We start from the raw sequence: 11,881 nt of genomic DNA on the forward strand, positions 1-11,881 counted from the left end.
GGTATCCGGTACGTCACAGTACCAACACCGCTGTGAGGCAGCTCCCTATCCGAACTTTCACCGCGAAGGAACCGAACATGATCACTACCGTTGCGGCTCTGGCCGAATTGCCGATCGTGCGCGACATCGTTTCGCCGAACCCGACGCCGCTTGCGGGTCGGCGGGTCCTCATCACCGGCGCTTCGTCGGGGATCGGCGCTGCGGCTGCCCACAAGGCGGCCGACGCCGGCGCCGAGGTCATCCTCGTGGCGCGCAGCGCCGACAAGCTCGACCAGGTGCGCGACGATATCGTCGCCGGTGGTGGTCGCGCGTTCGTGTACGCCTGCGACGTGACCGACGAGGATTCGGTCCACCGGCTCGTTGCCGAGGTGATCGACAACCATGGCGGGGTCGACATGTTGGTCAACAACGCGGGCCGCTCCATTCGTCGCTCGCTGAATCTCGCCCAGGATCGCTTCCACGACTTCGAACGCACCATGGCGCTGAACTACTTCGGCGCCCTGCGGTTGATCATGGAATTGCTGCCGCACATGCGCGAAAACGGCTTTGGCCACATCGTCAACATCTCCTCGATCGGCGTGCAGACCAACACCCCGCGCTTCTCGGCCTACGTCGCCTCGAAGGCCGCTCTCGACGCGTTCAGCCGGGTCGCGGCCAGCGAGGTGTGCGGCGACGGCGTCACCTTCACCACCATCCACATGCCGCTGGTGCGCACCCCGATGATCGCGCCGACCTCCATGTACGACGCGTTCCCCACGCTGTCCCCGGACGAGGCCGCCGACCTGGTCCTGCGGGGGCTGGTCAAGCGCCCGAAGGAGATCGGTACGCCGATGGGAACCCTTGGCGAACTGAGCTACACGCTGGCGCCGGGGTTGGTCGACAAGATCCTGCACAAGGCCTACGAGCTGTTCCCCGACTCGCACGCGGCCAAGGGCGTGACGCCGATCTCCGAATCGGTGGCCGACCAGCGCGATGCGCGCACCGTGGCGCTGACCACCGCCTCGAAAGTTCTGCAGGACCAACCGCTTTCGCGCGCCGCAAAAAGCATGATTCGCCTACTGCCCGGAATCCACTGGTAAGCCCGACCAACTCGACCCGACAAGGAAACTGACATGAAATACGTTGCAGGCAAAAAGGTTCTGATCACGGGCGCGGCCATGGGCATGGGCAAGCTGTATGCCCAGCTGGCCGTCCGGGAAGGCGCTGCCGCGGTGGTGCTGTGGGATATCAACGAAGCCGCCCTGGACGCGACCGTGGCCGAGTTGTCCGGCGCTGGTCACAAGGTGCGCGGCTACGTCGTCGACGTGGCCGACCGGGCCCAGATCGAAAAGGCCGCGGCCCAGGTGCGGTCCGACACCGGCGATCCCGAGATCGTCTTCAACAACGCCGGCGTGGTGCGCGGCAACAGCTACTTCTGGGAGACCGACAGCGAGCGGGACACCGAATTCACGATGAAGATCAACTCGCTCGCGCCGATGTTCATTGCGCGTGAGTTCCTGCCCGGGATGATCGCCTCCGGCGAGGAATGCCGGCTGGTCAACATCGCCTCTGCCGCCGGGCTGACGGCCAACCCCCGGATGGCGTCGTACTGCGGATCGAAGTGGGCCGCGGTCGGCTGGTCCGACTCCGTGCGCCTGGAACTCGAGCAGGCCGGCCACAGCCACGTCAAGGTGACCACCGTCTGCCCGTACTACATCAGCACCGGAATGTTCGAAGGCGCCAAGGCCGCGCCGCTGCTGCCGATTCTCGAGCCCGAGGCCGTCGTCAACGAGGTGTGGAAGCAGATGAAGAAGGGCGCACCGTTCGTCGTGCTGCCCAAGACGGTGGTGCTCTCGGAGGTCTTCAAAGGCATCCTGCCGACCGGCGTGCGCGACTTCGTCGCCGGCCGAGTGCTCGGCGTCTACAAGACGATGGAGGACTTCACCGGCCGCGCCAGCGCCTGATCAAACACCCAGCCTGATCAAAACACCCAGAAGGCCAATACCAACCCGGTGAGGACGCCGGTCGCCGCCCCGACGAGCACCAACAGCCATTCGGCTCGGTGTAAGGCGGGGCGGATCAGGCCGACGAACTCCTCGGCGCTCAGGTCGAGCATCCGGTTGAGGAAGACGTCCTCGAGCACCACCTGCCGCTCGCGGCTGAACGCTGGATCCGAAAGCGGTTCGAGCGCAACGTCGATGGTGTGATCGGCCAGTCGGCTGGCAAGATCGGCGATTTGCTCGTCGGTGCGCGCCTCCCGGAAGGTTGGGCGTGCATATTCGATCGCGTCGTCGATCATCGGCGCGACGTGTTCGCTGACCAGCGCGCGCAGCAGATCCCCGCGCGGGCCGTTCAAGATGTCGGTGACCAGGCTGCGCACGGTCAGTATTTCCCGAGTGACCACACGCGTGCCGACCCGGGAAACGCGTTCCTGGTCGGCGCCGAGGAGCCCATAGCGCACCGTGGACCCGAACGCGGCAATCGGGATTCCGAGCAGAATGGTCACAGCCACTGCGTCGCCGATGGCGAAGGTCAAGGCGCCGACAAGGGGCAATTCGATCCAGTCCGGCCAGACGGTGAATTCCGCGAGTGTGAGAATCCCGGCGATCAGCCCGATCGGGAGGCCCGCCTTGCGCAAGAACCCGAATTCGCGGCGGCCCGCAGTGGCGAACAGCCGGTTGAGCATGGCCGCGTCGTCTACCAGGCGCACCCGCACGAGATGGTCGACATCGACGAGGTCGTCGAGCTTGCGGTCGATGTCGGCCGTGACGGCGGGGATCACTGTGGGCAGCGATTTCTGGATGCGTTCGGCTACGTCGGCTTTCACATCCGGACTCAACTCGTCCCACAGCTGCGGGTCGGCGTCGAGCATGACGTCCTCGACGAACTCGGCCGTTCGCGGGCGCACGGACAACACCAGGTGTTCGGCAATGCGATCGGGATCCATCGCCTGATAAACGTCGCGGATGGTGCCGACCCGATCGATCAGGCTGTCGAACAACCGCGGCGCGATCCGGGCCGCCATCGCTGGAAGCAATCCTTGCCACCCGAGCGGTCCGACGCCGACGAACCGCACCGGCCGAAACAGCGCGGCGACCGTGAGCGAGTGGGCGAGGTAGCCGGTTATCGCCATGGCAATCGGTATGGCGACGTAGAGCCATTCGTGATCCTCGAGCACCCTCACGGTCGTGCCCCGACCGCCTGCACGCCGGAGATCAAGTTCTGTACCTGTGAGCGCGACGGCGCCTTCTTCGGGGTCAGGAGCAATAACCCGCGGCCCGTGACGTATTCGTTCGGCGCGGGATTGGAAATGACGCGCCGAGATTCGTTCACATAGCCGAGCGCGGTGCCGTATCCGGCGGTCAGCAATGCGGCGGCAACGTCGGACCACAGCTGTTGCTGCAGGCGCACGTTGTAACGACGGGTGCTACCGCTGCCGGATTGCAGCATGCTTTCGACGACCACTTCCGATCCCGGGCACGTGATTGCCCGGACCGCAAATTCCGGATACGCGCGCGACGGCCGAATAATGCGGTGTGCGCCGAACCGGAAGAACCGTTCCCGGTCGGTGTCTTCGACCACCTCGGCGATGATCTTTGCTCCGGAGTACAACTCGTGCAGTTCCAGCAGAATATTGAAATTGATGCTGTCGGAACGGGAATGGCATTCGTCTTCGGCCAGCAGCACAACGTAGGCGGCGGTTTCCGCCCCGGCCGCCCGCAGCGCCTCGTGGTTGTGCGGCGAACCGTTGTAATAGACGGCGCCAAGATCGTGCACCGATTCCGGTAGTCCTTTGGTGAATCGATCCGTCAGGATCATGACTGGAATGTCGTGAAAGTCTGGATCGGCCCGCAATTCCCGGAGAAATGTGACGAAGTAGCGTTCGGCACCGTGTTCGGGTGAATGGATTATCAAAAGATGATCTTTCAAATTCCACTTCCACTTCCCGTCCCGCATTCGGGCAATGCGGTCCATCCGTAACTCCACCGCGAGCGAGGCAATATTTGCGGCCATGAAAACGGCGGCTGCGTAGAGCAGCACCATCGTGGCGAGGCGTCCGCCGACCGTATGTGGGGCGATGTCGCCGTAACCGACCGTCACGACAGTGGTCAACGTCAACCAGATTGCGTCGAACAGGCCGTGCTTGAACTGGCTGTGCTCGAAGATCATCATCGCAGTGACGTGCGCGGCGAGGAGGGCGAACAGCACCGCCGCCGACCTGCGCAGACGCTGCGCCGGAGAGAATCGGATCCGCACCGGTTGTTGGCGGATTCGGAACAGGTGTGCCAGAAACGCGAGCATGCGAGCGCCGGTTACGGGATCTGTCCGGCCGCGCCGGGGACGGCTCCGCAATTTGGCACATCGCTCATGTTAGGAAAATCCGACTATCCGGCGTCGGCATTCGCACAGATTTCCTTCGATACGGTGCTGGGGGATCACGCGAGTGAATTGTCCGCCTCGGTGCTAAATCAATGGCTTTGGCGCTGGATTAGGCGCGAAACCGCCGCAGTCGCCGATGCCAGCGGAGTACCTTCAGGCCAGGTTTTCCCACAATGAGGAGGGCTCCACCATGGGATTGGTACGTAAGGCCAGCGTGGACGAAATCACTCGTCGGGCCACGCGTTCACACCTGCTGCGCGGGGCGGTGATGCCGCAGGAAGTCGCAGACGCTGTTGCCCAAGGCCTTTCGGCCGCGGCCGCCGGTGATGTGGGAGCGGTGGCCACCACCGCGCAGGACGCGCTCGCGAGCGGGCTGTCGCGTGCCTCCGAGATCGGCGGGGCACTGGGCGGCCGACTCTTCGGTCGCGGCTCGGCCAAGGAGCCCGCCGCGAAACCACAGGCGGCACACGCTCCCACGCCCAGTGCGCCACCGCCCCCCGCCGCTCCAGCAGCGCCCTCGGCGGCGAGCGAGGAACCACGAGCGGGTGATGGTCAACCAGTCTCGCTGAGCCACCTGCCGGACGGTTACCTGCCCGACGAACCGCTCCGTGCGCCAACGTTCTTCCTGCACGAGCACGGCACCGGGCACGAGATGGCCTACGACATGATCTCCAGCGAACTGCTGCTCGACGGCAGCGCGCGGCTGAACCTGGCCACGTTCTGCACCACGCAGATGCCGGCGTTCGCCGACCGGCTCATGGCCGAGACCGCCGACAAGAACATGATCGACAAAGACGAGTACCCGCAGACCGCAGAACTGGAAAACCGTTGCGTCAACATCATTTCCAACCTCTGGAACTCACCGGCGGGCGAAGACGCGATCGGCTGCTCGACCACCGGCTCCAGCGAGGCAGTGATGTTGTGCGGCCTGGCCATGAAGTGGCGCTGGCGGGAGAAGATGCGCAAGGCCGGCAAGCCCACCGACCGACCGAACCTGGTGACCGGCGCCAACGTCCAGGTGTGCTGGGACAAGTTCATGCGGTACTGGGACGTCGAGGAACGCCTGGTGCCGATGGAGGGCGACAAGCTGTGCCTGACGGCCGACCGGCTGCGCGACTACGTCGACGAGAACACCATCGGTGTTGCGACGGTGCTCGGGTCGACGTTCGACGGACGCTACGAGCCGTTCGCGGAGATTGCCGAGGAGCTTGACCGGATTCAGGAGGACACCGGACTCGACATTCCGCTGCACATCGACGCGGCCTCCGGCGGCTTCGTGGCCCCGTTCATTCAGCCGGACCTGGTGTGGGACTTCCGGATCCCGCGGGTGTGCTCGATCAACGCCTCCGGACACAAATATGGGCTGGTGTACCCCGGTGTGGGATGGGCCATTTGGCGCAGCCCCGAGTATCTGCCCGAAGACTTGATCTTCCACGTGAACTACCTCGGCGGCGACATGCCGACGTTCTCGCTGAACTTCTCCCGCCCCGGCAGCGAGGTGGTGGCGCAGTACTTCATGTTCACCAGCCTCGGCTTCGAGGGCTACCGCCGCGTTCAGCAGCACAGCTCGAACGTGGCGCAGTACATCGCCAACGAGATCGAGAAGATCGGGCCCTACGAACTGGTCACCCGCGGCACCGACCTACCGGTGTTCGCCTTCAAGCTGAAGGACTCGGTGCGCAACTACACGGTGTTCGACGTCTCCGATCGGTTGCGCGAGCGCGGGTGGCAGGTACCGGCCTACACCTATCCGGAACATCGCGAAGACCTCGCAGTCCTGCGCATCGTGGTGCGGGCGGGCATGACCCATGACATGGCTGATCTGCTGTTGGCCGACCTGCGTAAGCACACCGCGAAGCTGGAGGCGCTCACTGGGCCGTTGCCGTCGGTCCTCGGCAGTGACGACAAGATTTTCGCGCACTGAAACAATTTCGCGTACTGAAACTGCGCGCTGAAATTTCGGAAGCAGGGGTCCCCTGCTGGCGTAGACAGCCAGTAGGGGACCCCTGCTTCCGTATGCGTCCTTTAGTCGCATGCGCTCGGCGCGAACGCGAGGCTAAACTTTCAGTACCACCCCCGAGGACAAGGAAGAGGGCACTGGTCACCACGTGACGTCACAGGATTCGAGCGATAGCAGGCAAGTTCTACGCAGTGCTGCGGATTCGGGTCCGGCCGCCCGGACCGTACGATCCAGCATCGAATTGCCGCCCGATTCAGTCTTTCCCTTCCTTGGTTCCGCGGACCGCAACCTGCGCCAACTCGAACAGCGTCTCGACGCCGACATTCACGTCCGTGGCAACGCCGTGACTCTCACCGGCACCGCCCCAGAGGTGGCCTTGGCGGAGCGGGTGATCGAGCAGTTGGCCGCCCTGGTCGCCCGTGGTCAGGAGATCAACCCGGAGACGGTCCGGCACACGGTGTCCATGCTCACCGACGGCGGGTCGGATTCCCCGGCGGAGGTGCTCAGCCTTGACATCCTGTCGCGGCGCGGCAAGACCATCCGACCGAAGACTCTCAACCAGAAGCGTTACGTCGACGCGATCGATGCGAACACGATCGTCTTCGGGATCGGTCCGGCCGGCACCGGCAAGACCTACCTGGCGATGGCCAAAGCCGTGCAGGCGCTGCAGACCAAGCAGGTCACCCGGATCATTCTGACCCGACCGGCCGTGGAGGCGGGGGAGCGGCTCGGCTTTCTGCCCGGCACGCTCAACGAGAAGATCGACCCGTACCTGCGTCCGCTGTACGACGCGCTGCACGACATGATGGATCCGGAGGCCATTCCGAAGCTGATGCAGGCCGGTGTCATCGAGGTTGCGCCGCTGGCATATATGCGTGGCCGTGCGCAGCCGCTTTCGACGAAGGTGCTCACCCCCAGCGGTTTTCGTCCGATCGGCGAGCTGAGCATCGGCGACTTCGTCATCGGTTCGGACGGCAAACCGACAGAAGTGCTCGGTGTCTACCCGCAGGGTTTCAAGGACATCGCGCGGGTGACGACGCAGGACGGGTCCTCGACGTTGTGCTCGATGGATCACCTGTGGTCGGTGTACACCCGCTCTGACCGACGCCACGGCAAGCCTCCGCGGGTGCTCGAGACCAAGGAAATGATCGGGAACCTGCGGGCCGCCCACTATCACCGGTACGAATTGCCGCTGCTGAGCGATCCGGTGCAGTTCGCGAGCCAGCCGGTTCCGATGGATCCGTATGCGCTCGGCCTACTGCTCGGCGATGGGTGTGTGGCCGGTCAGGCGACACCGTCGTTCGCTACGCGCGATCCAGAGCTGGCGGACGCGCTCGAAGCCGCTATCCCGGGCGTGCGGCTGCGCAAGACTTCCGAGATCGATCACGTGATCAATCGAGTGCGGACCCCGGACGAGGTCATTACCCTGGAGAACCCCGTCACGCGGGCGATGCGTGCGCTCGGATTGTGGGGCACCAAGTCGAACACGAAGTTCATTCCCGAGGTGTACCTCTTCAACTCGGCGAACGTCCGGCATGCTGTTTTGCAGGGCCTCCTCGACACAGACGGCGGACCCGTCACCCAACGCGGCCGCACCTGCCGGGTCCAGTACACGACCGTGTCGCCGCGGCTACGGGATGACGTGACTTTTCTTGTGCAGTCGCTCGGTGGCGTTGTCTATGTCCGGACCCGCGCGGCCGCTGGGCGAAAACCGGGCTTGGCTCAGGGACGTGATGTGCCGCATCGCTCCGATGCCTTTGTGCTCGATATTCGGCTGCCGGCGGGGCTCGCGCCGTTCCGACTGGCGCGCAAGGCCACGACATATGCGGCTGCTGGCGCGAAGACACCGCGACGCTACATCGAGAGCATCGAACCCGCTGGTACGGAAGAGGCCGTCTGCATCCGGGTCGCCGCCGCGGATTCGCTATACGTCACCGAGGATTTTCTGCTCACGCACAACACCATCAACGATGCCTTCATCATCCTCGACGAGGCACAGAACACCACCGCTGAGCAGATGAAGATGTTCCTGACACGCCTGGGCTTCGGGTCGAAAATCGTTGTTACTGGCGATGTTACACAGGTGGACCTGCCCAGTGGGGCACGGTCCGGCCTGCGCGCGGCAGCGGAGATCCTCACCGATATCGATGACATCCACTTCTCCGAACTCACCAGCGCCGACGTGGTTCGGCACCGGCTGGTCTCCGACATCGTCGACGCCTACGACCGTTTCGAAGCCGAAACCGAGCGGGCGTCGCTGGGTAACCGTGCGCAGCGGCGTTCGGCGGCGCAGATGCGCCCGCGGCGGCATTGAACAGCGGCATTGAACAGATCGCGTGCTGCGATGGCCGCCCATTAGGGTGAGTGCGTGAGTATCGAGGTCTCCAACGAGTCGGGTATGCAGGTCGACGAGCAAGCGCTCATCGATGTTGCGCGTTTCGCATTGGCGCGGCTGGATGTGCACCCTGCGGCCGAGCTGTCGATGGTGCTCGTCGATCTCGACACCATGGCAGATCTGCATATGCGCTGGATGGACCTGCCCGGTCCAACCGACGTCATGTCCTTTCCCATGGATGAACTGGAACCTGGCGGACGGCCCGACGCGCCCGAACCGGGCCCGTCCATGCTGGGCGACATCGTCTTGTGCCCCGAATTCGCCGCCGGGCAGGCCGACAAGGCCGGCCATTCCGTCGCGCACGAACTCGCGTTGCTCACGGTGCACGGCGTGCTGCACCTGCTGGGCTATGACCACGCCGAGCCGGCAGAGGAGAAGGAGATGTTCGGCCTGCAGAACCAACTGCTGGCCGACTGGTACGCGGCGCTCGAGCAGGCCGAGCGGCAGGCGGCGTTGCGCGAGCGCGACCGCCGACTCCTGGGCAAGGCAGGCTTCTTCGACCGTTCCGATCCCCGGGGCAGCGAGCGCACGTGAACAGTCCCTGGACGCTCATCGTTGTTGCGATTTTGCTGGTTCCACTCGGGGGTGTCTTTGCTGCGATCGACTCCGCGCTGAACACGGTCTCGCCCGCACGAGTCGAGGAGCTTGCCCGCGCCGGCCGCGCGGGCGCGAAGCGGTTGCTCCGGGTGGTCGACGAACGCCCGCGCTACATCAACCTGATGGTGCTGCTGCGCATTCTCTGCGAGATCTCGGCGACGGTGCTGTTGGCCGGCGCATTGATCTACCTGGTCGGCAGCGACCAAGCGTCGCAAATTGTCGCCGCCGACGTCTGGGCGCTGACGGCCACCGCGATCGTCATGGTGCTCGTCGATTACATGGTGATCGGTGTCGGTCCGAGAACGCTTGGCCGCCAACACGCCTACACCATCGCGCTGGCGGCCGCGCTGCCCATTCAGGGCATCGGATCGCTGCTGAACCCGGTGAGCCGCTTGCTCATTCTCATCGGCAACGCAATCACCCCCGGCCGCGGTTTTCGCAACGGGCCGTTCGCTTCTGAGATCGAGTTGCGTGAGCTCGTCGACATGGCGCAGGAGCGCGGCGTGGTGGCGGCCGACGAGCGCCGGATGATTCAGTCGGTCTTCGAACTCGGCGACACGCCAGCCCGCGCGGTCATGGTGCCACGCACCGAAATGGTGTGGATCGAGGCGGAAAAGAATGCCGGACAAGCCACCTCGCTGGCGGTGCGCAGCGGGCATTCCCGGATCCCGGTGATCGGCGAAAACGTGGATGACGTGCTCGGCGTGGTGTATCTGAAAGACCTCGTGCAGCAGACGTATTACTCCAACGACGGTGGTCGCAGCGTGAAGGTGGCAGACGTGATGCGCCCGCCGGTGTTCGTGCCGGACTCGAAGCCGCTGGACAGCCTGCTCGACGAAATGCAGCGCGACCGAAACCACATGGCGCTGCTCGTCGACGAGTACGGCGGCATAGCCGGATTGGTCACGATCGAGGACGTTCTCGAAGAAATCGTGGGCGAGATCGCCGACGAGTACGACACCGACGAAACTCCGCCCATCGAGCAACTCGGCGACGGGCACTATCGAGTCTCGGCACGATTGTCGGTGGAAGACCTCGGCGAATTGTTCGACATCGATATCGAAGAGGACGACGTCGAAACGGTCGGTGGCCTGATCGCCCAGGAACTCGGCCGTGTTCCGTTGCCGGGCTCGGAAGTGGTCAGCCACGGCTTGGTATTGCGCGGTGAAGGTGGCGCCGACACGCGCGGGCGGGTCCGGGTGCACACGGTAGAAGTTCGGCGCGCCAAAGCAGACAGTGACGAGGACAGCGAGGAAAACGATGGCAGAGCTTGACCCGGAGGACCAGAAGCTGGTGGTGCTCGCCCGATCGGCGATGGCGCGCGCCGGAAGTGGAGCGGGCGCGGCGGTTCGCGACGTCGACGGCCGCACCTATGCGGCGGGCGCGGTAGCGCTGCAGACGCTCACGTTGACCGCGCTGCAGGCCGCGGTGGCCGCCGCATTGTCCAGCGGCGCAGGGGGATTCGAGGCAGCTGTGCTGGTCGGCGGTACGGATGGCGACCCCGGCATCGAGGCGGTTCGCGAACTGTCCGCCGATGCCACGGTGATTCAGGCGGCGCGCGACGGTTCCATTACGGCGGTGTCCGGTGGCTGACGCTGAATTTCGTTCCGGCTTCGTCTGTTTCGTCGGTCGGCCCAACACCGGCAAGTCGACGTTGACGAACGCGTTGGTGGGCGCCAAGGTCGCGATCACGTCGTCGCGTCCGCAAACCACGCGGCACACCATCCGCGGCATCGTGCACCGCGAGCACGCGCAGATCATTCTCGTGGATACGCCAGGTCTGCACCGTCCGCGCACGTTGCTCGGTCAACGGCTTAATGATCTGGTGCGCGACACCTACGCCGAGGTCGACGTCATCGCGCAATGCTTTCCGGCCGACGAAAAGATCGGTCCCGGCGACCGGTGGATCCTCGAACAGGTTCGCCAGGTCGCGCCCAAAACCAAGCTCCTCGGCGTCGTCACGAAGATCGACAAGGTGGCCAAGCAGGTGGTGGCCGAACAACTGCTTGCGGTGTCGACCCTGCTCGGTCCCGACGTCGAGGTGGTGCCGGTATCGGCCAGTCGGGCAGACAATCTCGAGGTGCTCGTCGACGTCCTCGCCGGTGAACTGCCGCCCGGTCCGGCGTTCTACCCGAACGGCGAACTGACCGACGAGCCGGAAGAAACGCTCATGGCCGAGCTGATTCGCGAGGCAGCGCTCGAGGGCGTCCGCGACGAACTTCCACACTCGCTGGCCGTGGTGATTGAGGAGGTCCTCGAACGCGAAGAGAACCCGGACATGCTCGACGTGCACGCGCTGCTCTACGTAGAGCGCCCCAGCCAGAAGGCGATAGTGATCGGCAAGGGCGGCGCGCGGCTGCGCGATGTGGGCACCGCGGCGCGGCGACAGATCGAGAAGCTGCTTGGCACGCGGATCTACTTGCACCTGCATGTCAAGGTGGCAAAGGATTGGCAACGCGATCCCAAGCAGCTGGGAAAACTGGGCTTCTAGGTGCGAATCGGCGCCCGGTTGGCCATTGACAATCGTTATGGGTGCTCGTTGACTCAGTACTGACGCGTTGTCGCAGGCA

At 64.6% G+C, this 11,881-nt stretch carries 10 protein-coding genes; 8 read left to right on the forward strand and 2 right to left on the reverse strand.

Annotated features, from left to right (window positions below):
• The first annotated feature begins 77 nt into the window (after nucleotides 1-77).
• Together FOS14_RS09585 and FOS14_RS09590 are read left to right on the forward strand one after the other, a co-directional pair.
• On the forward strand, nucleotides 78-1,079 hold the full coding sequence (locus tag FOS14_RS09585) for an SDR family NAD(P)-dependent oxidoreductase (RefSeq protein ID WP_143770063.1): 1,002 nt from the start codon (nucleotides 78-80) through the stop codon (nucleotides 1,077-1,079).
• A 33-nt stretch (nucleotides 1,080-1,112) separates the two neighbouring features.
• The gene (locus FOS14_RS09590; protein WP_143770064.1) at nucleotides 1,113-1,943 is read left to right on the forward strand and encodes an SDR family oxidoreductase; all 831 of its coding nucleotides are present in this window, start codon (nucleotides 1,113-1,115) and stop codon (nucleotides 1,941-1,943) included.
• 17 nt (nucleotides 1,944-1,960) lie between these two features.
• Here the strand turns inward: FOS14_RS09590 and FOS14_RS09595 are convergent, their stop codons facing one another.
• A complete protein-coding gene (locus FOS14_RS09595) occupies nucleotides 1,961-3,163 on the reverse strand; it encodes a hypothetical protein (RefSeq protein ID WP_143770065.1) in 1,203 nt (400 codons plus the stop codon).
• Complete coding sequence (locus FOS14_RS09600) at nucleotides 3,160-4,281, reverse strand: ion channel (protein ID WP_143770066.1); 1,122 nt, start codon at nucleotides 4,279-4,281, stop codon at nucleotides 3,160-3,162. The genes FOS14_RS09595 and FOS14_RS09600 overlap by 4 nt, the downstream gene beginning before the upstream one ends.
• A 268-nt stretch (nucleotides 4,282-4,549) precedes the next feature.
• Here FOS14_RS09600 and FOS14_RS09605 point away from each other — a divergent pair, with 268 nt between their 5' ends.
• From FOS14_RS09605 to era, 6 genes are all read left to right on the forward strand, one after another.
• Nucleotides 4,550-6,283 carry a glutamate decarboxylase gene (locus FOS14_RS09605; protein WP_143770067.1) on the forward strand — a complete coding sequence of 578 codons (1,734 nt, stop codon included), beginning with the start codon at nucleotides 4,550-4,552 and terminating at the stop codon, nucleotides 6,281-6,283.
• A 277-nt stretch (nucleotides 6,284-6,560) separates the two neighbouring features.
• Complete coding sequence (locus FOS14_RS09610) at nucleotides 6,561-8,633, forward strand: PhoH family protein (RefSeq protein WP_370512199.1); 2,073 nt, start codon at nucleotides 6,561-6,563, stop codon at nucleotides 8,631-8,633.
• 54 nt (nucleotides 8,634-8,687) lie between these two features.
• Complete coding sequence (gene ybeY / locus FOS14_RS09615; protein WP_143770069.1) at nucleotides 8,688-9,248, forward strand: rRNA maturation RNase YbeY; 561 nt, start codon at nucleotides 8,688-8,690, stop codon at nucleotides 9,246-9,248.
• Nucleotides 9,245-10,585, forward strand: a complete 1,341-nt coding sequence (locus FOS14_RS09620) for a hemolysin family protein (protein ID WP_143770070.1) — start codon at nucleotides 9,245-9,247, stop codon at nucleotides 10,583-10,585. Before ybeY ends, FOS14_RS09620 begins: the two co-directional genes overlap by 4 nt.
• Nucleotides 10,572-10,904 carry a cytidine deaminase gene (locus FOS14_RS09625; protein ID WP_143770071.1) on the forward strand — a complete coding sequence of 111 codons (333 nt, stop codon included), beginning with the start codon at nucleotides 10,572-10,574 and terminating at the stop codon, nucleotides 10,902-10,904. The genes FOS14_RS09620 and FOS14_RS09625 overlap by 14 nt, the downstream gene beginning before the upstream one ends.
• On the forward strand, nucleotides 10,897-11,802 hold the full coding sequence (era, locus tag FOS14_RS09630; RefSeq protein ID WP_143770072.1) for a GTPase Era: 906 nt from the start codon (nucleotides 10,897-10,899) through the stop codon (nucleotides 11,800-11,802). Before FOS14_RS09625 ends, era begins: the two co-directional genes overlap by 8 nt.
• Nucleotides 11,803-11,881: the final 79 nt, after the last annotated feature.

It is taken from the genome of Skermania sp. ID1734, assembly GCF_007489285.1.
GTDB lineage: Bacteria > Actinomycetota > Actinomycetes > Mycobacteriales > Mycobacteriaceae > ID1734.

Bases quoted from the DNA above. Each gene is read 5' to 3' on its own strand.
- FOS14_RS09585 (WP_143770063.1), top strand. From the start codon at position 78: ATGATCACTACCGTTGCGGCTCTGGCCGAATTGCCGATCGTGCGCGAC.
- FOS14_RS09590 (WP_143770064.1), top strand. From the start codon at position 1,113: ATGAAATACGTTGCAGGCAAAAAGGTTCTGATCACGGGCGCGGCCATG.
- FOS14_RS09600 (WP_143770066.1), bottom strand. From the start codon at position 4,281: ATGCTCGCGTTTCTGGCACACCTGTTCCGAATCCGCCAACAACCGGTG.
- FOS14_RS09605 (WP_143770067.1), top strand. From the start codon at position 4,550: ATGGGATTGGTACGTAAGGCCAGCGTGGACGAAATCACTCGTCGGGCC.
- FOS14_RS09625 (WP_143770071.1), top strand. From the start codon at position 10,572: ATGGCAGAGCTTGACCCGGAGGACCAGAAGCTGGTGGTGCTCGCCCGA.